The sequence below is a fragment of the Streptomyces sp. NPDC126497 genome (genome assembly GCF_040302425.1).
In the GTDB taxonomy this organism is placed as follows: Bacteria; Actinomycetota; Actinomycetes; order Streptomycetales; family Streptomycetaceae; genus Streptomyces.
Map to the genome: position 1 here is coordinate 57,315 of NZ_JBEORT010000007.1, position 19,627 is coordinate 76,941.

15 protein-coding genes and 4 pseudogenes are annotated in these 19,627 nt (G+C 72.0%); 6 read left to right on the forward strand and 13 right to left on the reverse strand.

Going from position 1 to position 19,627, the window contains the following annotated elements:
* Nucleotides 1–76: 76 nt before the first annotated feature.
* From ABTY20_RS06370 to ABTY20_RS06380, 3 pseudogenes are all read right to left on the reverse strand, one after another.
* Nucleotides 77–259, reverse strand: a pseudogene (locus ABTY20_RS06370) (IS5/IS1182 family transposase); the annotation flags it as partial.
* 22 nt (nt 260–281) lie between these two features.
* Nucleotides 282–557, reverse strand: a pseudogene (locus ABTY20_RS06375) (transposase); the annotation flags it as partial.
* Nucleotides 558–691: 134 nt separating this feature from the next.
* Nucleotides 692–1,015 (reverse strand): annotated as a pseudogene (locus ABTY20_RS06380) (VOC family protein); the annotation flags it as partial.
* Nucleotides 1,016–1,108: 93 nt separating this feature from the next.
* Here ABTY20_RS06380 and ABTY20_RS06385 point away from each other — a divergent pair.
* Both ABTY20_RS06385 and ABTY20_RS06390 read left to right on the forward strand, forming a co-directional pair.
* On the forward strand, nt 1,109–2,086 hold the full coding sequence (locus tag ABTY20_RS06385) for an NAD(P)H-dependent flavin oxidoreductase (RefSeq protein ID WP_351995819.1): 978 nt from the start codon (nt 1,109–1,111) through the stop codon (nt 2,084–2,086).
* A gap of 826 nt (nt 2,087–2,912) precedes the next feature.
* Entirely contained in the window at nt 2,913–4,121 is a 1,209-nt protein-coding gene (locus tag ABTY20_RS06390) for a hypothetical protein (protein WP_351995820.1), read from the forward strand.
* Nucleotides 4,122–4,374: 253 nt separating this feature from the next.
* On the opposite strand, the gene ABTY20_RS06395 is transcribed toward ABTY20_RS06390, so the two are convergent.
* From ABTY20_RS06395 to ABTY20_RS06410, 3 genes are all read right to left on the reverse strand, one after another.
* Entirely contained in the window at nt 4,375–4,734 is a 360-nt protein-coding gene (locus tag ABTY20_RS06395) for an STAS domain-containing protein (protein ID WP_351995821.1), read from the reverse strand.
* Nucleotides 4,735–5,394: 660 nt separating this feature from the next.
* Nucleotides 5,395–6,042, reverse strand: a complete 648-nt coding sequence (locus ABTY20_RS06400; protein ID WP_351995822.1) for a dihydrofolate reductase family protein — start codon at nt 6,040–6,042, stop codon at nt 5,395–5,397.
* 1,169 nt (nt 6,043–7,211) lie between these two features.
* Complete coding sequence (locus ABTY20_RS06410; protein ID WP_351995823.1) at nt 7,212–7,976, reverse strand: calcium-binding protein; 765 nt, start codon at nt 7,974–7,976, stop codon at nt 7,212–7,214.
* A gap of 623 nt (nt 7,977–8,599) precedes the next feature.
* On the opposite strand from ABTY20_RS06410, the gene ABTY20_RS06415 reads away from it, so the two are divergent.
* Nucleotides 8,600–9,274: a lytic polysaccharide monooxygenase auxiliary activity family 9 protein gene (locus ABTY20_RS06415; protein WP_502991751.1), complete on the forward strand. Its 675-nt coding sequence runs from the start codon at nt 8,600–8,602 to the stop codon at nt 9,272–9,274.
* A gap of 410 nt (nt 9,275–9,684) precedes the next feature.
* On the opposite strand, the gene ABTY20_RS06420 is transcribed toward ABTY20_RS06415, so the two are convergent.
* The gene (locus ABTY20_RS06420; RefSeq protein WP_351995824.1) at nt 9,685–10,470 is read right to left on the reverse strand and encodes an HAD family hydrolase; all 786 of its coding nucleotides are present in this window, start codon (nt 10,468–10,470) and stop codon (nt 9,685–9,687) included.
* Nucleotides 10,471–11,017: 547 nt separating this feature from the next.
* Between ABTY20_RS06420 and ABTY20_RS06425 the strand changes: the two genes are divergently transcribed.
* Nucleotides 11,018–11,743, forward strand: a complete 726-nt coding sequence (locus ABTY20_RS06425; RefSeq protein ID WP_351995825.1) for a ScbR family autoregulator-binding transcription factor — start codon at nt 11,018–11,020, stop codon at nt 11,741–11,743.
* A gap of 283 nt (nt 11,744–12,026) precedes the next feature.
* On the opposite strand, the gene ABTY20_RS06430 is transcribed toward ABTY20_RS06425, so the two are convergent.
* On the reverse strand, nt 12,027–13,103 hold the full coding sequence (locus ABTY20_RS06430; protein WP_351995826.1) for a ferritin-like domain-containing protein: 1,077 nt from the start codon (nt 13,101–13,103) through the stop codon (nt 12,027–12,029).
* Nucleotides 13,104–13,607: 504 nt separating this feature from the next.
* Here ABTY20_RS06430 and ABTY20_RS06435 point away from each other — a divergent pair.
* Nucleotides 13,608–14,477 carry an alpha/beta fold hydrolase gene (locus ABTY20_RS06435; protein WP_351995827.1) on the forward strand — a complete coding sequence of 290 codons (870 nt, stop codon included), beginning with the start codon at nt 13,608–13,610 and terminating at the stop codon, nt 14,475–14,477.
* Between the two features lie 13 nt (nt 14,478–14,490).
* On the opposite strand, the pseudogene ABTY20_RS06440 reads toward ABTY20_RS06435, so the two are convergent.
* Nucleotides 14,491–15,042 (reverse strand): annotated as a pseudogene (locus tag ABTY20_RS06440) (flavoprotein); the annotation flags it as partial.
* Between the two features lie 253 nt (nt 15,043–15,295).
* Here ABTY20_RS06440 and ABTY20_RS06445 point away from each other — a divergent pair.
* Nucleotides 15,296–15,673 carry an ArsR/SmtB family transcription factor gene (locus ABTY20_RS06445; protein ID WP_351995828.1) on the forward strand — a complete coding sequence of 126 codons (378 nt, stop codon included), beginning with the start codon at nt 15,296–15,298 and terminating at the stop codon, nt 15,671–15,673.
* 123 nt (nt 15,674–15,796) lie between these two features.
* Here the strand turns inward: ABTY20_RS06445 and ABTY20_RS06450 are convergent, their stop codons facing one another.
* From ABTY20_RS06450 to ABTY20_RS06465, 4 genes are all read right to left on the reverse strand, one after another.
* On the reverse strand, nt 15,797–16,330 hold the full coding sequence (locus ABTY20_RS06450; RefSeq protein ID WP_351995829.1) for a 2'-5' RNA ligase family protein: 534 nt from the start codon (nt 16,328–16,330) through the stop codon (nt 15,797–15,799).
* 100 nt (nt 16,331–16,430) lie between these two features.
* Nucleotides 16,431–17,519, reverse strand: a complete 1,089-nt coding sequence (locus tag ABTY20_RS06455; protein WP_351995830.1) for a GNAT family N-acetyltransferase — start codon at nt 17,517–17,519, stop codon at nt 16,431–16,433.
* Nucleotides 17,506–18,726 (reverse strand): MFS transporter, encoded by a 1,221-nt coding sequence (locus ABTY20_RS06460; RefSeq protein ID WP_351995831.1) that lies wholly within the window; start codon nt 18,724–18,726, stop codon nt 17,506–17,508. Before ABTY20_RS06460 ends, ABTY20_RS06455 begins: the two co-directional genes overlap by 14 nt.
* Nucleotides 18,723–19,613: a hypothetical protein gene (locus ABTY20_RS06465; RefSeq protein WP_351995832.1), complete on the reverse strand. Its 891-nt coding sequence runs from the start codon at nt 19,611–19,613 to the stop codon at nt 18,723–18,725. Before ABTY20_RS06465 ends, ABTY20_RS06460 begins: the two co-directional genes overlap by 4 nt.
* Nucleotides 19,614–19,627 lie beyond the last annotated feature (14 nt).

Sequence of the window (19,627 nt, forward strand, 5' to 3'; positions counted from 1 at the left end):
AGCGGGCGGACCGGATGAGGACGCCCCCGACGGGGAGTCCGGCCGGGTGGACGGTCGCTGTCTTCTCGTGACGAGTGGCGATGCCCCGCCGCAGCCGGTGAGCCTGCTGGTCCGCCGGGACAGGGGCCACCGTGCGGATCCCACGCCTGCGCAGGTGGGCGCGGATCGCTCATGAGGAGTACGCCTTGCCGGCCGGGACCGCCTCCGGCCGGTGCGGGGCCGCCCCCGCCGACACGGCGAGGGCGGCGGGGACCGGGAGGTGCGAGAGGTCCGGCCCCGGTCCAGGCCCGCAGGGGCCGCCGGCGCGTCACCCCACTGCAGCCGACCGTCTCGCCCGGCACGTCCGCCCAGGTCACCCCCTTGCGCAGGACAGGGACGAGCCTGCGCAGCGTCGCCCGGTCATCCGCCGGCATCCGGTCGGGGAACCGCCGACGCCGCGGCGGGCGAGGAGGGAGCAGCGGAGCGGCACGATCCCACGGACCGTCGGACACGGGATCATCCGGCACCTGCGGCACTCCGCCGCCCGCCGGCCCACCTGCCGAGCCTCCGAACCGCACTCGTCCTGAACCGATCAGTTGAAAGGCACGGGGCGGTGGCCACGAGATACGCCGAACCCTCCGTCCGCCACGAGGTGACCGTGCTGGTCGCAGCCATCAGCGAACGGCTGCGAGCAGCACCGCCGCAAGGGCCCTCATACGACGTCGAATTCGTTGCCCTCAGGGTCCTGCATGGCGGCGGCGTAGAGCCCCATGTCCGGCTCGTCCTTGATCCGCAGCACGGTGGCGCCGGCTTTGACCAGCCGTTCCACCGTGGTCTTGACCCGCTGCGCACGAACGTCCAGTGGGACGTCACGGCCCCCACCGACCTTCAGGTCGAAGTGCCACCGGTTCTTGGCGACCTTCGGCTCCGGAACCTGCTGGAACCACACCCTCGGTCCACGTTCCGCGGGATCGGTGATCGACTCCGGGATGTCCCCGGCACCGGCCGGCAACTCCGCCTCGGGCACCCCCACCGCCGCCCCGGGCCGCCGCGCGCAAACCCGGTCACCGGGGCAGGATGGAGAAAACGGCTCCGCTCCGCTCGATCGCAGTGCAGGGAGGAGGGGACAGTGCTCCGGACGCGACTGTGCGACGTGCTCGGTGTCGAGGTGCCCCTCATCGGCGCACCCTACGGGCCGTTCGACCAGGTCGAGCTGGCCGCGGCCGTCTGCGAGTCGGGCGGCCTGGGCAGCCTGGGCACCGCGGTGCGCCCGGTCGCCGACCTGCGGCGCCAGTGGGCACGCATGCGGGAGCTGACCGATCGCCCCTTCGCCGTCAACCACACCCTGCGCCCCCTGAACGAGGAGGCGTTCCAGGCGACGCTGGAGGAGCGTCCGGCCGCGATCTCCTTCCACCTCGGTGTCCCCGACGACCTGGTCGAGCGCGCCCATGACGCGGGCATCCTGTGGATTCAACAGGTCATGGATGTCCGGCAGGCCGAGCAGGCGGTGCGCGCGGGTGCGGACGTCGTCGTCGCCCAGGGCGGCGAGGCGGGCGGCCAGGGCGGCGAGGTGTCGACCGTAGTGCTGGTGCCGCAGGTCGTGGACATCGCGGCAGGAACTCCGGTCGTCGCCGCGGGCGGGATCGCCGATGGCCGGGGGCTGGCGGCGGCGCTTGTCCTGGGAGCCCAGGGCGTGGCCATCGGCACACGGCTGCTCGCGTCGGTGGAGATGGACATCGCCAAGGAGTGGAAGGACCGGATCGTCGCCGCCGAGGCACGCGACACGATCAAGCTGGCGCACAGCGACCGGTTCATGCCGCCGTTCTCACGGCCGGACGCCTACGGCTTCCCCCGGTCGCTGCGCACCGCCTTTCTCGAGGATGTGGAAGCGCATCCCGAGCGGGTGCAGCCGGCCGAAGCCGGTCCCCGCATCGTGGAGGCCATGCTCACCGGACGAGGACATGAGCTCCTCCCGTTCACCGGACAGTCCGCGGCCCTCGTCCATGACATCCTTCCGGCAGCCGAGATCGTGCGGCGGATCGTCGACGACGCCGAGACGATCCTGCGCCGGACCGCCGAGGCGAGCACGCGGGCCTCTCCGCACTGATCGGCGCCTTTCACCCGCCCGCCCGGCGGAGGGGGTGCCGGAGGTGAGGGCCCGGGCCGTTCGCGCGGTGGGTTCGCGCCCAGTCCCCACCTGAGTGCGGATGGCCGCTGCCGTCCGCCGTCCCTGGTGGTCACACCGGACCGGCGAGCGGACCGCACCCGGTAGTTCAAGCCGGTGCCGGAGAGAATGCGCGCTCCCCGGCCCGGGACGGACGGTCGCGCCGCGGACAAGGCCTGCAGCAACGGCCGCTGCCGCGAGTACCCGCGGCGCCGCGGTATCCGGCACGCCGTCCCGGAGAAGGCCGCCGGCCAGGCCGCCCGCCGGCGCAGGGGTTCACGCGGCGGGCGGCCACCTGGCTTCGACAGGGCGCCGTACGAGAAGCGCACCACCGGCGAACGGGCCGTCAAACGCTTGGACCAGTCCCGAGCGACAGCCACTCTGAAGGATGTGGAGGACCTGGTAAGGGGGTCGGGCCGGCGTGCGTTTCGGGGCCGAGCCACCGGAGGGCGGGGAAGGCCTGGGTGGCGGTGACGAGGGTGACGTGGTGGTCCCGACCGCGTCCGCCGCGCCCCCGCGCCGGTGACGGCTTCGCCTGCGGCGCCCCGCCGGGACTGCCCACCGCTCGATCCACGGGCCGGCAGCGGCTGCCGGGCGCCGGACGGGCAACCGTTCGCGGCCGGCAGGAGTCTAGCGAGCGGGGACCGCTCCCCCGCGAGACACCGTCCGTTCCCTCGCGTCCCCAGCAAAGGATTCCTCCGTGCCGACACCCTCACCAGCCCGTCGCACCCTCCGGTCCTCCGTCGCCGTCCTCGGCACGGCAGGTCTCATGGCACTGGCCGCCGCACCTGCGGCCCACGGCGAAGAGGACGCCCCCGACCTGGTCGTCGGGGGCATCGCGCCGGTCAGCGGGCTGAGGCCGGGAGACGGCATCGACGTCACGGCCACCGTGGCGAACAAGGGCACGGTGACGGCCGGGAAGGTGTGGGTCGCCTACTCCGTCACCCGAGGACTCGACTTCGCCCAGGTGCCCTCCAACTGCCAGGTGCAGCACGTGCGGCCCTACGACGAGATGCCCGAGCGGTGGACTGCGGTGTGCGCGTTCGACCAGGCGGTGGAACCCGGCGCCGTCTACACGACCGACAGGCCCCTGCGCGTCACGGCTCTGGACCGCGCGCTCAACGACGAAATGCGCCTGCGTGTCGAGAGTGCCGATCCGGGGGCCGACGAAAACGGCGATGACCCGGTGGCGGGAACCGCATCGCCGGTGAAGCTGGTTGCGGCGGAGGCCGGGAGCGGGAGGTCGGCGCGCATCGTCGACGTGCCCGTCACCACGGTGAACACGGCCGACTACCAGGTGACGGGCGCCGCGCTCAAGGGGAGCGTCGGGGACACGGTCACGATGAAGGTGAGGTTCACCAACGCCGGGCCCGCCTGGGTGTGGCCCAGGGAAGGGGACAGGGCCGTCCGCGTGGTGATCACTCCTCCCCCCGGAACGTCGGTCGTCAAGCGCGGCACCTTCTGCCGGGCCGAGGACGGGGCGTACCTCTGTGGCATGCGGTCCCTCCACGAGGGCAGCGGGGAGACCTACACCTTCCACTTGCGCATCGACAAACGGGTGCCCGGCGCCCAGGGGTCCATAGCCCTGAGCAGCGAAGCCCGGCCGTTCGATCCCGACAAGGCCAACGACCGGGCCGACATCACCCTGGACGTCGCGGATGGTGGCTCCTCCGGCTCGGCAGGTGGTTCGGACGGGTCGGGGGGCTCCGACGGTCCGGGGGGCGGCTCCACCAGCGGCGCGGACGGGTCGACGGGCGGCTCGAACGGCTCGACGGGCACCTCGACCGACGGCTCGGACGGCGGATCGTCCTCCACGGCCACCGGCGGGACGGCAAGCAGCGGGCCGACGAGCGACGGCGGCCTCGCAAGGACCGGCTCTTCGGTGCTTCCGGCCGCCGGCGTGGCTGCTGCGGCGGTGGCGACGGGAGCCGGCGTGCTGCTCGTCCAGCGCCGTCGCCGCACCCAGCGGCCCGACTGACCTCTTGCCGAGTGGGATCGGCGCCCGGACAGCGTCCTGATCCGCGACGGGGTCCAGGTCCGCTCCGGCCGGCCGTGTGCCGGCGGACCCTTGAGCGGCTCACGCTCCAGCACGGCGGACAGGTCGTCGCTCAGCAGCGGCAGCGACGCCGGCCTCTTCACGACCGGGGCTTCCGGCCCGCCGCGGGGCCGGGCTTCGCGGCGGCGCCGCACCGACCGGACACCGACACGCGGGGCGTGCGCGATCACCGCCGTCAGGGGCGCTCAGGGGCCGTCCGCTGGGCGCCGATGGGCGGCGTGTCGGGGAACAGGCGGGTGAGGTCGAAGGTGGCGGGGTGCAGGTCGGCGGCCAGGAGCAGCAGGCGCAGCGGCTGGCGGCGCAGTCCCGTCACGGTCGTGCGGCGGTTCGGGCCGTCGGCCGGGAGGGGCGTGAAGAGGAGGTGGAGGCCGGCGGTGTCCATGAAGACCGTGTGGTTCAGGTCCCAGATCAGGTCGGTCACGCGTGCCGGCAGTGCGTCGGCGGCGGCGCGCAGCGGGGGCAGGGTGTCGAGGTCGATGTCCCCGTACGGGGTGATGCGTGCGGATGTGTCGTCGATGGTGGTGGTGATGTTCACGGTGAGCGCGCCCCCTTCCGGGGGTTGATGAGCCCAAAGGCGAAGCACCCCGGGAGTGGAGGGGGTGAACGACGATGGTGAGGGGCCGGGTACCCGGGATGGGGGCGACGCCCGGCTCCTCAAAAGGCCCGCACCCCGGGGTGCGGGCCGGTCTCGTTGTCCGTCCACCATCGCACACCGCCGCGCGTGGCCGCGACCCCCCGCAGGGGGCGCTGTCGCGCCCCCTGCGGGAGTGCGGCCGCTGGAGGAGGGCGGCGCCTCGTCCGTCCGGCCGGCTGTTCCCCGTCCGCTCGGTGGCCGGTGGAGTGCGCACAGGGGCCCGGCCCGGGTGGTTCCACCGGTGTCGACCTGGGCGAGGACCGGGATGTCACGCGGTCCCAGGACATCGAGCACCACGTCGCGCGGATCCGCGCGGCCCCCGGCGCCGTCGTGGGGCGTGACCTCCCGTCCGGCGGTGCACGCCGTACTTCTCCGCGAGTGCCCGCTGCGGCATCTCCGGATCGAGACGTTTGTCCCTCCGGATCGCGGCGAACAGTTCCGTCCGCGACAAACCCACCCCGGCCTCCCGACAGGACCGTGATCGACGCACAAACCCTGCCGTCGCGGGGCGGACGGAGCAGTGCATCCACTCCGAAGAGGGCACGTCGCAAAGTCCTCGTGTCACTTTCGCCAGAACAGGTGGTGCGTCACGCCGCTCGGGCTGGGGACGACCTCAAGGTGGAACCGGTCGAGCAGCTCATCGGGGGAGTCCCAGAGCCGCAGTCCGGATCCGAGCTTCACCGGTGAGACCGCCACATGCATGGTGTCGACGAGGTCGGCGTCGAGGAACTGCCGGATGGTGGTGACCCCGCCGCCGAGGCGCACGTCCTGACCCCGAGCCGCTTCCCGCGCCTGTTCAAGGACCGCGGCCGGGTCGCCGTCAACAAAGTGGAACGTGGTGTCGGAGAGCGTGAACGAAGGGCGCTCGTGGTGCGTCATGACGAACACCGGGGTGTGGAACGGGGGCTCGCCACCCCACCAGCCGCGCCACTCATGGTTCTCCCAGGGGCCGCGCTGGGGCCCGAACTTGTTGCGGCCCATGATCTCGGCGCCGATGTTGCGTGCGTAGTCCCGCGTCAAGTAGTCGTCGAGGCCACGGCTGCCCCCGGGATCGGTACGCATGGGCCAGCTGGCCGTGGCACCGGCCCACGCGAACAGCCTTGCGGGATCGACACCGTGACCGAACGGGTTCTCGAAGCTCTGGTCCTCGCCGGCACCGATGCCGTCACTGGAGACGTTGAAGTTCTGGACTCTCAGTAGCTGGGCCACGTGTTTCCTCCTGCGTTGTCGATGACGGTGATGAGACTCTCCAAGCCGCGAAAACTCATCGCTGTGCCCATGACCGGCCAGGATTCCGTCGTCGGGCACCCGGCAACTCGGCTTGGCCACTGCTCAACCGCCCGTCGGTCCCATCGACCGCACAGTCCGTCCGCCGAGCCTTTCACGGCCTCCTTGACCGCCGGGTGGAGCCGTAGACACCCTCCGGCCGACGCCGCCGCGTCGCCCCTGGTGGGCCTGACCGCGCACCAGGCGCTGTTCGACCACGGCAAGCTGACGGGCGGGCAACGCGTGCTGATCAACGGCGCCGGCGGCGCGGTCGGCGGCTGCGCCGTACGGCCGGCCAAGAACGCCGGTGCCCACGTCATCGCCACGGCCGGCCCGCGCAGCAGCGAAGCGGTCACGTCCGCTGGTCCTACGACGACAGCCTCACCGCCTGGCCGGCCCTGCTCGGTGAAGCCGCCGCCGGGGCCGACGTCCCGGCAACGGCGGCCCCGGCCCGGCTCGAGGACGCGACCGGCCCGCCGCCGGCCTACACCGAGGTCGGCCGGCTCGACGCCTTCCGCGACGAGGACGCCGCCTACGCCGTCACGCTCAGCCGCGCCGACGTGCCGGTCGGATTCCACCTGCGCCCCCGGCGCCCCGGCGCCCCCACGAGTTCGACTCCATCGTCTTCGACTCCGACGTCGCCCGGCGCGCCATCGCCGACCGCGTCCGGATCCTCATGTCGCTCCGAACCGCAGCCTTGTCCACGGACGGCTCGCTCGTGGACGGGTACGGCCTTCCTCCGGGCTCGCCGCAAGGTGCTGCGGCCGAAGGACGCCGGGTTGGGCTTCAGGCAGACGCCGTGACGCCCCCGCTTCCCGGCAACGGCGACGCCACAGGACGCCCCCGACGCACACTCCCGGGTCACGGTCGGGTCCTCGCCGGCCCCTTCGCTCCCCTGTGGCACCGATACATGAAGGCCGCTTTCGCACGGTGTGTGCACATGATCGAGGCGGACGGAGAACACTCCCCGGCCCCATCCGGAGGAACCGCCTGGCAGCGGCTGACGCGATGAACCCTTTCCCACCCCGGGTCGGCCCTCACCGGGGCGGCGGCTCGGCGTCCGCGACGCCGTTCGCGCCGCAGGCCGGGGCCTTCGGGCACGGAGGCGGCACTCACGGGAGGACGATGTCGCGACCGGGTCCGCCTTCGAGGGTGTCCTTTCCGGTGCCACCGCAGACGAGGTCGTCGCCGCCTTCGCCGTCCAGGGTGTCGTCGCCGGGGCCACCGAGGACGATGTCGCGGCCGTCCCCGCCCATGGCGTGGTCGTCGCCGGGGCCGGCGTGCACGATGTCGTCACCTCCGTAGCCCTCGACCATGTCGTCGCCCCGGCCGCCCCACATCTGCTGGTTGCCGCTGTCACCCATCAGGTGGTCCATGCCGTCGCCGCCGTGCAGGGCCGCGGGTCCCATGACCATGTCGTTCCCCGCGTCGCCCAGCACCCTGCGTGCGGTGTGGGCGTGCAGTTCGTCGTCGCCGGGGCCGCCTCTGACGGTGCCGACCCCCGGGGTGAAGGCGGCGATCGTGTCGTCGCCGTCGCCGAGGAGGACGTCGATCCTGTCGGGCCGGGGGCTGTCGGCGGGCAGTTCGCAGACGACGGAGGTGGTGTCCTCGGGTCTGGAGTACGCACAGTGGTCGCCCGGTTCGAGCGGGACCACGTCGCTGAAACCGATCCGCCGGATCCCGTCGCTGGTGTACATGGAGAACACGTTGAGGTTGTTGGCCTGTCCCGCAGCGGCGGTGAAGACGATCGACTGAGTCGCCCAGTCGGCTCCGACGCGGGCCTTCGCCTCGGCGGCGGTGGCTGCCGGACCGACGGCGAGGCCGGCGGTGAACAGGGTCACGGCGACCGCGCTGACGGTGGCTCGGTTTCGGTTCATGGGACCTCGTCTCGGTGGAGTGGCGGTGAACCGACCTGCTTGACGTGGTGCTGCCGGGGACCGGGCGGCCCCGGCCGTGAAGGCAGTCTCCCCTACTGATCCGGATCCGCAAGACCGCGAGTCGACGCGGCGTCACGGTAACCCGGTGTCCTCCGGACGTCATGACCGGGCTTCTTCGGGCAGGCATGCCCCCGGTGCCGCCTCGACGGGGTTCGCCGGCTCGATTCCCAGTCGGGGAAGGCGCGTTGACCGATGCAGTGGTACGGATCGTCGAACCGGTGGCCGCTACGCGGGTGAGGGCGGAGAGCCCGGCGGGGGGGAACCCTCGCCGGTGGGGACCGGCGACCGCCGAGCCGCGGCCCGTGCCGCCCGCTCGCCGCGGGGCGGCCCTGTCCGGAACGGCCGGGTCGGCGCACGGGAGACGGACCCGGGCGTGATCGGCCGGGGCCGCGTCCTCGCTTCCCGGTCCCGGGGACGGTTCCGGCCCCCGGCTCACGGCAGCTTCCCCGCTCGTCACCCGTCCCTTCAACCAACTCCGTTTGCTTCATTGACATTTCATCCAGAAGACGTACTGTTGGGAGCGCTCCCATGACAGTCTTGCAACTGGAAGGAGTTCCCCCCACATGCGCAAACAGAGTCCGTTGACCGGGCGTTCACGGTCGTCCCTGCGTCGGCCTCTCCAGGCGCTCGTCATGCTGTTCGCCGTGGTCGTCGGCGCACTGGCCTGGTCGACTCCCGCCCAAGCTCATGGCACCATCATCAGCCCCGCCACCCGCGCGTACCAGTGCTGGAAGACGTGGGGCAGCAACCACATGAGCCCGGCCATGCAGACCGAAGACCCCATGTGTTACCAGGCGTTCCAGGCCAATCCCGACACCATGTGGAACTGGATGAGCGCGCTCCGTGACGGTCTCGGCGGCCAGTTCCAGGCACGGACCCCCGACGGGACCCTCTGCAGCAACAACCTCTCCAGGAACGCCAGCCTGAACAAGCCCGGGCAGTGGAAGACGACCAACATCAGCAACAACTTCACGGTCCAGCTGCACGACCAGGCGTCCCACGGTGCCGACTACTTCAGGGTCTACGTGAGCAAGCAGGGCTTCAACCCCAAGACCCAGACCCTGGGCTGGGGCAACCTCGACTTCATCACGCAGACCGGCCGCTACGCCCCGGCACAGGACATCAGGTTCAACGTCAACACCTCCGGCTACACCGGACATCACATCCTGTTCGTGATCTGGCAGGCCTCGCACCTCGACCAGGCCTACATGTGGTGCAGCGACGTGAACTTCGGCTGAGCCGGAGAGCGCCGCACACGGCACCGACCCCGGCCGGGCGCCGGTGAGACCCGCCGCCCGGCCACCCGAGCTCCGCCGGGGCAGGGGGACCCGTCCGGTCCCCCTGCCCCGGCGGAGCTCCCTGCTCTCCCGGTGTTCACACCCGGTCGCGCGGCAGTCGCACGGCAGCCGGCCCCCACCGCCTCGTCGTGCGGCTCCGGCGCTCAACGGCCTTGGGGATTCCTCGGCGCCGACGGCTCCCGGAGATCTCATGCCCTGGCGAAGCCCTCTCCCGGAGCACGCCCCTCTCATGACACGGGGAACGATTGCCGGTGAGCGGGACGGCTGGACGTGATCGCCTTCGATCCCGGCGCGCCGTGGCGGTGTGCCGCTGCCGGCGACTCGTCCGCCTCACCGCGCAGGGCACCGCGTCAGGACGGTTCGTCGCGTTCACGGTCCTGCCCGGCGCCCGGTGGCGAGGTGCGCCGCCGGCCCCGCGCCCACTCCAGCACCTCCCGGCAATCCAGAGTCACGGCCCAGGCATCGGCATGCCCGGTGTTCCCGTCGTCCGGCAGCGGACCCACGCCGAGCACCCGCAGGCCGGCGCGCCACGCCGACTCGATCCCCGTGAGGGAGTCCTCGACGGCCAGCGCGGCTTCCGGGAGGACTCCGCACAGTCGTGCCGCCGTGGTGTACACGTCGGGCCACGGCTTGGGTCGTACCACCTTCGGCCGCTCCCCGTCGCTCACCGGTTCCGGCGCGGCGGGCTCCCCCGGCGGCATCGCGGGCACGACGACGTGGCGGAAGTGGCGGCGCAGTCCGGCACGACCGAGGCTCTCCTCCACCACCTCGAGCGGGCAGTTGCTGGCCACGGCCAGCGGCAGCCGCCCGGAGAGGAGACTTACGACCTCACGGGCGCCCGGCATCGTCAGCGGATCCTCCGCCACAAGGGCCAGGAAGTGTCCGAGCAGCGCCGCGGTCAGGTCCGCGGCCAGTTCGGGCTTGTTCGTCTCCTCGGCCATCAGGCGGCCGCAGTCGGCGTAGTGCACACCTTTGGCGCGCTCGGCGAAACCCGGCGGGGGCAGCAGACCGAACTCGCGGAAGGCACGGTTGCGCGCATCCTGCCAGTGACGTTCCGTGTCCATCAGTGTGCCGTCGCAGTCGAAGACGATGGCCTCGGGCGACCAGTTCGCCAGGGCTTGGAGCGTCGGTGCCATGGGGTCCTCCTGGGGGAGAGGGCGGGGGCGGTCACTCGAGTCGTGGGACCGCGGGGTGAGGCGGTGCGGCCCTCGACGACGGGCCGCAGGAAAAGCCGGCGTTCCGTCGACGGTTCGAACGGCGAGACGGCTCGACCGGCGAGACGGCTCGCGTTTCGGGGCATCAGCCGCAAAGAGAAAACATTGCAGCCACTACGATATTTAGGCGCGGAAAAGTGATGCAATCACCATTTCGAGTACTCGACCGTCAAGCGGCCAAGGTGTAGGAGGTCACCGCGGTCGACCGCCCACGACCTCCTGACGAGGCGTCATTGATGCCTGTGCGAAAGCGAGTTGCGGCAGAAGCGCGCGGCGACGGATCACACGTCGCCATGTGGCGGGGAATTCGGCCGGTGAACCGGGGGCGACGCCCGAGAAGCCAATTTCCACTCGCGGGTGTTCAGATTCGAAAGAAATGCGCAATCACCGTGCGAGGCTGACGGTTCATTGCTCCAGGCGTACGCGGGCGCACTACATTTTGGGGCGTTCACTACGGAGCCGAACTGAGGTGCACGAGATCTTGCAGGAACGGGCCAGAGCAACCCGCAGATCACTCCTGGAGGCAGCCGCCTGTCTCTTCGCCCAGCAGGGCTACGCGGGCACGAGTGTCAACGACATAAGCGCCCGGTCCGGCCGAACCAGCGGATCCGTCTACTTCCACTACGCCAGCAAGGAAGGCATCGCCCTGGCTGTCGTCCAGGACGGCTTCGCGACCTGGCCGAACCTCGTCACGCGGTACGGCGACCGGAGCGTGCCGCCACTGGAGCGCCTCGTCGCACTGAGCCACGAGATCGCCCGCGCCCTCGCCGAAGACCCCCTGACGCGCGCGGGTGCCCGCCTGTGGGCTGAGCGCCACACCATCAACGTGGACCTTCCCGACCCCTTCGTCCTCTGGACGACCGCAGCCACGCGTCTGCTCGCCCAGGCCCGAACCGGAGGGCATCTGGCCGCCGACGTCCGCCCGGCCGCCACCGCCCGCACCCTGGTCCGGGCCTTCTTCGGGTTCTGCACGCTCACGGAGGCGCTGGAGGGCCCTCACGCCCTCACCGGCCGCCTTCCCGACTGGTGGCAGTTGGTCCTGCCCGCACTCCAACGGGACCCGCGATCCGGTCGGATCCCGGCGCGGCCGACGGCCGTCACACGTCCCCACGGCAGTAATCCGCCCGCGCCCGAACCGCTCCTGCCGGCGCGCACCGCCGGAGACGGGCCGACCGCCCGGCCTACGGAGCATTGACCGGGACCGTCCTCCTCGCCGAGCACCGTGGAACGAACGGCCCCTGTCGCCGGGAGCCTGGGGCGCGCGCCGGTGCGGATCGCGATCCGCTCGTGACGCAGCGCGCAGCCGGTGCCCTTCGCGCGGTGGTGCAGGGTCCCGATCACCTGCCCGCCTTCCCGGCCGGCCGGCTCACCGGGACGGACGCCGGGTGTGCGTGCGCCGCGCCGGCACCGGCCGGACCGCACGTGACGCGACCGCGTACGCCGGCAACCGGCTCCTCTGGTTCCGCGAGCGTCCTGACTCAGGGTTCGTCCTCGACGTAGCGGAATTCCGGTCCGTAGGTGCGTCCGCTCCCGTCGGGCAGCGGCGTGCGCATCAAAGCCCGAGCGGGTTCCCCCAGGTCGAACATGTGCGCCACCGCCCGGCCGAGCATCTGCGCCGCCGTGTTCGGCTGCTCCGCCCGCCAGGCACCTTGCAGGAAGCGGAGCAACGCGCTGTAGTGGCGGTTGAAGGTGTCGAGGTTCGTGCGCACGTCGGCGGGGACGGGGACGCCCCCCTGCTCCCAGCCGCCCGCCGGCACCGTTCCCATCGGGAGGGTGCGGGGTAGGTGAATCTCGTCGCCCTGGAAGTCGAACCGGGTCGGATCGCCCGGCACGCGGATCAGTCTGCGCCCGTGGAAGATCTCCCGGAACGCATAGAAGTGGGCGAGTTCTCCGGTGTCGCCGGGGAAGGGGTTCTCCGGTGACGCGGCGGTGCCCTCGCCCTGCTCCTTGATGATTTTCACGGCCGCCTCGACGTCGTCCAGTGAGGCGAGTCGGACGATGTTGTTCCCCGCACCGTGGGACGACATGTTCCTGGTCAGCTGCCGGGTGCCTTTGATCAGTTCCGGCCGGGAGCGAAAGGCCTCGAGGATGGCCTGGTAGAAGGCCCCGATCGAGGTGTGCTCCTCCAGCTCCTCCGTGACGGGGTCGTCGGGCCTCTCGATGCGGGAGTACATGTCGAGGGCTTCCTTGCTCAGCCCCATCAGCGAGACCGTCAGGCCGGGCTGCACACCACCGGGCAGTGGCCCCGGATAGACGGGTACGCGACTGCCGTCAGCGATCTGCGGCTCCCCGCCGATGGTGGTGAGCATGTTGCAGGCCAGCCCCATGTGCGACATCTCGTCGAAGACGATCGCGTGAATCATCCGGAAGACGTCCGACCCCTGGTCCTCGTCGGCGATCGACCAGAGGCCGCACAAGTAGGGCGGGAGTGTGGCGAGTTCCAGGATGATGGCCTGCTGCAGCGCCTCCTTCAGCCAGAGTTCGCCGTGCTCCTCGGCAGGCACCCGCATGAGTTCGGTGATCGCGCTTCTTCGGGGGTCGGCGATGTCTGTCACGATGGCTCCTAGCCTGCCCGGAGGTGTGCGGCCATCATGGAGCGGGCCGGCCGGGCCTGCGACGGTGTGCGGCGGTGTGATCGCCGAGTCCACCCGCTTGGGGCAGCGGCGGCGCCGACCGGATCCGCCGGCCTGATCCCGCGGGGCGGCCGGACCGAACCGGCGGGCCCTGTCGGTGCGGCTCGACGGAGCCGCGTCCCTCGGGCAGGGCGAGCCTTTGCGCAGGCCGGACCACCGGCCGCTGGTCGGAGAACCGCTCCTGGACGGCGGCTCCCCGCCTTCGGTGTGCGAGGGGCGTGGTGCAGGTCCCGTGCCGGCGAGCAAGGCGGTGGTGTTCACGAGGTCTGCGGGGGCATGCGGAAGTCCGTGTCGGTTCCGCACTCGTCGGCACGGGGGCGACGTGCGCCGCCTGTCGGTCCGGGGCCTCGTGGACGAGTGAAGGACGTACCCCGGGCCTGCAGGGCGCCGTGGGCGGTGCACCAACGAGGGCAGGAGGTTCGGGCCGTGTTCGAGGACTTCGAGACCGGGCGGGTCCAGGTCGGTGAGGCGTCGGTCTTCGTTCGCCACGGCGGAGAAGGGCCACCGGTGGTGTTGCTGCACGGCCACCCCCGGACCTCCGCGACCTGGCATCGCGTCGCCCCGCTCCTCGTCCGGCACGGTTTCACCGTGGTCTGTCCCGACCTCCGGGGGTACGGCCGATCCACCGGTCCGGCGCCCACCCCGGACCACACCGGGTACTCCAAGCGGGCCGTCGCCGGTGACGTGGTCGAGGTGATGCGCTCCCTCGGCCACGCCCGGTTCGCGCTCGCCGGGCACGACCGCGGAGGCGCTGTCGCGCTGCGTCTCGCCCTCGATCACCCCGAGGTGGTCTCGCGGGTGGCGCTGATCGACTGTCTGCCCCTCACCGAGCACCTGTCCCGCATCACGACCGAGTTCGCCACGCAGTGGTGGCACTGGTTCTTCTTCGCCCAGCCGGACGTCCCCGAGCGGGTCATCAACGCCGATCCGGACAGCTGGTACCGCGGCGATCCCCGGACCATGGGGCAGGAGAACCACGACGAGTGGCGCACGGCCATGAGGAACCCCGACGTGGTACGGGCGATGCTGGAGGACTACCGGGCCGGCCTCACCGTCGACCGGCGGCACGAGGAGGACGACCGCGCCGCCGGGACACGGATCCAGTGCCCGGCGCTGATCCTCTGGTCGCTCCGGGACGACCTCGAGGACCTGTACGGGGACCCGGTGGAGATCTGGCGGCAGTGGGCTCCGGACGTGCACGGCCACGGCATCGACTCCGGGCACCACGTGGCCGAGGAAGCCCCGGAGGCACTCGCCGCCTCCCTCACGGAGTTCTTCGCCGGACAGCGGGGGTGAACGGAGTGGCGGGTCAGCCGCAGCAGCCGCCTGCCGGGGCCGCCTCGGCTGCGGCGCCCGCTGCCGCGAGCGTGCCGAGCCGGACGGACTGCGGCGCGGGCGCGCAGCAGCCGCCGTCGGCCTGAGCGGCGTCAGGGGCGTCGAACAGGCCGCTGCCCCCGCAGACTCCGGTCTCGGGCAGGGTCAGTTCCACACGGTCGGCGGACTCGAGATCGCCGGCGATCGCGGCGGCGACGGAGCGGACCTGCTCGTGGCCCGTCATCGCGAGGAACGTCGGAGCGCGGCCGTAGGACTTCATCCCGACCGGGTAGACGCCCTGCTCGGGGTGGGAGAGCTCACGATGGCCGTGCGGGTGGACGGTGCCGCAGGAGTGCTGGTTGGGATCGATCAGCGGCGCCAGGGCGACCGGCGCCTGAAGGCGCTCGTCCAGGCCCAGGCGGACCTCGGAGAGGAAGGACGGATCGGGGCGGAAGCCGGTCAGCACGATCACCTCGTCGACCGGGTCCAGGCGGCGCCCGTCCTCGCCGACCAGGATCAGGCGGCCGTCGCCCGCCCGCTCGATCGCCGCGACATCTGCATCGATGAACGTCAACATAGACATTCATCGAAATTGAGGGGTCCGTCGACGGGCCGGCACTGCAAGGGCCACGTCGGCTGCGTGCCGGGGCCGGTGTCCGTCGGGCGGGGTGGCGGCGCAGCCCGTCGTCGAACTCGCCGCGCGACGCGGGCCGGGACGCGCGGCCCGGCGCCCGGCCGCCCGCCCCACGTGCCGGCGACGACCCTCCCCGCACTGGTTCGACGTGTGTCAACATAGACACATGTCGAATGCGAAGGCGCTGCCGCTGCTCGGACCCGCCGACGGTCAGGGTGTGACGCCGTGCTGCCCGCCGCTGACCGAGCGGCCGATGACCGCCGAGGAGGCCGAGACGGCGGCGCGGATGTTCAAGGCGCTCGGCGACCCGGTCCGCCTCCGCCTCTTCTCGGCCGTGGCCTCCCACGAGGGCGGAGAGGCGTGCGTGTGCGACATCTCCGACGTCGGCGTCTCCCAGCCCACGGTGTCCCACCACCTGAAGAAGCTCAAGGAGGCCGGGTTGCTCACCTCCGAGCGGCGCGGCACCTGGGTCTACTACCGCGTCGAACCGTCCGTGCTGGCCGCCATGGGCCGACTGCTGACAGGCGCGTCGGCCGCGGCATGACCACACCCGGACCGCCGGCAACGCCCGTCCCCGCTTGCGGCGGGGCGGCCGCCGCAAGCGGGGGCGGAGGCGACCGGCGGTCACCGTCCTGACGGGGTGCCGGAAGCGGAAGCCGGAGGCCTCTCAGGGACAGGGCTCCAGCACCTCTACGGTGCCGGTCCCGGTGTCGTAGCTGCGCAGGGTGACGAGCCGGGCCGGCATCGGCGGCGCCGGCAGCAGTCCGGGCAGGTGCCGGTCGGCGAAGGCGCCTGCCCGCCGGGTGCGGCCGAGGGTGATGTGCGGACTCCAGCGCCCGGGAGCGTGGAACGGGCTGAGGGTGCCGGGCGGGCTGTCCGAGGCCACCGCCTCCCACACCCGGCGGTGCAGACCGGCCAGCGCGGCGTCGCAGTCCAGCGCCCAGGCCAGCACCGAGGTGGGCCGCTCGAAGCGAACCACTCCGGTGAACCGCACCGGCAGCGGCAGGGCGGCGGCCACCTCGGCGAGCTCCCAGCGGATCGGGGCGGTCAACTCCGGGCAGGCGGCCAGGGTGAGGTGCGGGCTGTTGGTCGGTGAGCGGTGACGTGCCTGACTGGGCAGCCCCGCGTCCGCGAGCCGCCGCCAGGCCTCCCGGACCGCCGACTCCGCCGCCTCGTCCAACAGAAGCTCGACCGTACGCACCGCCGCAGCTTACCGGCGGTCCGTCGTGCCGGCGGCCGCCGGCGGTCCGACGGACGGGACCTCGACACGGCCCGGCGCGCCCGTCCCGGCCGCCGTCCCGTCATCCACGCCGCCGGCGGTCCGGGGATCCGTCCGGCCGGTCCTGGCCGGTCCGCCCCGCTCCCGGGCGCTCCGCACCACCGCTGGGTCGTCCGTCGCTCCGCCGACCGGTCGCAGGCGTGACGGACGACCCGCCCGCGGCGACGGAAACCGAGCGGACCTCTCGGAATCCGTCCGTGCGGAAGCGGTCGGCCGATGCGGCACCGGGGGCCCGGGACAGTACGAGCAGGTCGTGTCCGGGCTTCCGCGCGGCGTCGGGCCAGGACGGCGACGCCCCCCGGTGGCTGCCCCAGGTGACCACGAGCGCGGGGTCCGAGAGGGCGTCGAGTCGGAGGATCCGGTCGGCGAACTCGCCTGCGAGGGAGGGGTCGAGGACCTGGGAGGGGACGGGGGCGAAGCCGAAGCGGCTCTTGAAGTTGAACAGGCCCGGCTGGACGACGTGCCCGAAGAGGGACGGGTCGTTGCCCAGGGAGACATGGGTCAGACCCTGGTCGCGGGCGTACTGGAACGCCTCCGTGTAGGCGGCCCGCATCACGCGGCCCGATCGGGCGTCGGGCGCCGCCGCGGAGAACCGCATCTGCAGGACCGACGGCTCGGGCCGGGCCCACCAGAGCGAACCGACGATCATCGTGGTGCCCTGGTGCACGCTGACGCCGACGTGTTCGCCGGCCGCAGCGAGCAGACGGTCACGCCATCGGCGGGCGAAGTTCTTGCCGCGCCGCATTCCCGCGATCTGGCGGTCGTAGACGGTGAGGAACTCGTCCACGTACTCCTCGGTGAGGCCCTTCCGTATCCGGATGCGCATGCCCTCGTCCTGCACGGTTCTGCGCCCCAGACGGATGTTCCTGCGCTCGGTGCCGGAGAGGGCGGCCTCGAAGTCCTGCTGGGAGGCCCGCGTGGGGGCGCACCAGTTCAGCCACTTCGGGCGGGCCACGAAGCCCAGGTCGCAGAGCGTGGCCTCGTCGAGGTCCTCGGAGTCGGTGAGCCTGACGATGTCGATGGGCGCGTCCGCCTTCTTCCAGGTCTGGTGCTCCGCCTCCTCCCGGTCGACCTGGGCGATGACGACCTGGTCCTGTTCAGTGATCTCCACGGGCGGCTCCTTCCAAGGGTGGTGCGGCCGGGGCGCGTTCGGCGCGGCGCGTGTACACGGCCCAGATGACGATCGCGACGGTCCACAGGACGAGGGCCGGCAGCCAGGAGCGGTAGCCGCTGAACCGGCTCGACCAGGCGTAGAGGAATCCGGAGAGCGGGGCGGCGCCCGTGATGAACATGCGGATCGTGGCGTTGGCCCGGCCCGCGACGTCGGCGGGGATCGTCTCGTGCCGGTAGGTGATCGAGGCCACGTTGCTGACGGCCACCGCGAAGCACTCCACCATGAAGCCGACGATCCGGACGGGCAGCGCCGGTGTGGCGACCAGGACCAGGCCCGCCAGGCCCATCACCTGCGCGGCGAGGATGCGTTGTTCGGGGCCGAGGGAGGGAAGGATGTGCGGTGCGAGGCGGCTGGCCGCGGCACCTGTGAGCAGGCCGACCGCGATGACCACGGAGATCAGGGTGGTGTTCATCCCCTCGTGCCCGAACTCGGTGATGAGGGCCGGCTCCAGCTGGCCGATGGCGAGGTTCGTCATCGACATGGTCACCACGAGCCAGAGGATCCCGCGCTTGCCGACCCAGCGGAAGCCGATCGCGAGATCGCGCCGGATGTCCATCCGGCCGTGGCTCGACGCCACCTTGGGCAGCAGGAGCGCGACGCAGCCCGCCGACAGGTACAGCAGGGCGATGCCCAGGGAGGCCGGGGCGGCACCGAGCAGGCTCAAGGAGGCTCCGCCCAGGACGAGTCCGATGACCTTCGACAGCTCGATGGCGGCGTTCAGCTTGGCCACGGCCGCCGGGCGCGCGGGCGCCGCGATCAGCTTCGGGATGAGGACGAACTGTCCGGTGATGGTACTCGCGACACCGCCGACTCCGGACAGCAGCACCAACGCGGCGACGACCAGCGGGTGGGAGAGCGTCGCCGCCAGCAGCACCAGGCACACGGCCTGTTGCAGCTGGGCGAGCACGAAGACGGTGCGCTTGTCGAAGCGGTCGATGACCGCGCCGAGGAACGGGGAGCCCACATAGGTGACGCCGCGCAGCGCGAAGGAGACGAGGGACAGGGCGACGGAGTCCGACTCGGCCAGCACGGCCAGCGGAATGACGATGCCGAGCTGCCAGTCCGCGACCTTGGAGAGCATCGAGGACGTGACCAGGACACGCAGCACGCGCGTGTCCGCCGGCGTCGCGACGGGTGCCGTCATGCGATCACGTCGGCGGGGCGCGGTGGGGCGGCCAGGCGCCGTGCCAGTTCGGGGTGCGCGCACAGGGCTTCCAGGCCACGGGCCGTGTTGGCGTCCACGCCGCCGTCGTCGACCTCGTGGACGATCCAGCCCCAGGAGTCGGCGTGTTCGCGGAAGAGCCTGGCCGTCTCGTCCTGCAGACGGCTGAACGACTCCTCGCTGCGTTCTCCCGCCGCCCCGTAGTCCTCCAGCGCGCCGACCGCGCCGTTCTGCGCGGTGCGCCAGCGGTAGGCGTACGAGGACGGGCCGTCGACGAGGATGCCGACGTCGGGACGGAGCAGCGACGAGCCGAAGACCGTGTTCAGCAGGCCCCGCACGATGCCGACCAGCTCGCCGACGGCATCGGCGGCCGGGTCGTCGGCGCCCCCGGCGGCGAGCCGCTCGGCCACCGCGAGTTCCTTCAGGACGTGCTTGATGGGATACGACTCCTGGACCACGATCGCACCCCGCTCCAGTGCCCTGCGGGTCACCTCCGAGGCCAGCAGGACGTTGCCCGCGATCTCCACGAAGGCGGCCGCCAGAGCCCCCGACGCACGGTTCTCCATCACGGGTTCCGCCGCCAGACGGCGCTCCCAGTCGTTGTCCCGCCACTCGTCGTATCCGCGCGGTATGTCCAACGGTCGGCCCTCGCGCACGCCCGCCCCGTAGAGGGTGCGGAACGATTCGAGCCACAGCTGCTGGAGCGGGACGGCGGGCCACGGCTCGCCGGTCTCCTCCAGGGCGGAGCGCCAGGTGACGGTCACCACCTCGTGTCCGCTGCTCCGTACGCGTTCCTCGAAGGCGCGGCACAGGGTGCTCTTGCCGATGCCGTCGATGCCGAGAAAGGCGACCGTCAGTCCTTGACTCATGTGTTTCTCCGGTG

What these genes read in the sequence shown, in the direction of transcription:
- ABTY20_RS06390 (WP_351995820.1), top strand. Translation starts at nt 2,913, where the DNA reads ATGGCACTGGCCGCCGCACCTGCGGCCCACGGCGAAGAGGACGCCCCC.
- ABTY20_RS06410 (WP_351995823.1), bottom strand. Translation starts at nt 7,976, where the DNA reads ATGAACCGAAACCGAGCCACCGTCAGCGCGGTCGCCGTGACCCTGTTC.
- ABTY20_RS06415 (WP_502991751.1), top strand. Translation starts at nt 8,600, where the DNA reads ATGCGCAAACAGAGTCCGTTGACCGGGCGTTCACGGTCGTCCCTGCGT.
- ABTY20_RS06420 (WP_351995824.1), bottom strand. Translation starts at nt 10,470, where the DNA reads ATGGCACCGACGCTCCAAGCCCTGGCGAACTGGTCGCCCGAGGCCATC.
- ABTY20_RS06445 (WP_351995828.1), top strand. Translation starts at nt 15,296, where the DNA reads ATGTCGAATGCGAAGGCGCTGCCGCTGCTCGGACCCGCCGACGGTCAG.
- ABTY20_RS06460 (WP_351995831.1), bottom strand. Translation starts at nt 18,726, where the DNA reads ATGACGGCACCCGTCGCGACGCCGGCGGACACGCGCGTGCTGCGTGTC.
- ABTY20_RS06465 (WP_351995832.1), bottom strand. Translation starts at nt 19,613, where the DNA reads ATGAGTCAAGGACTGACGGTCGCCTTTCTCGGCATCGACGGCATCGGC.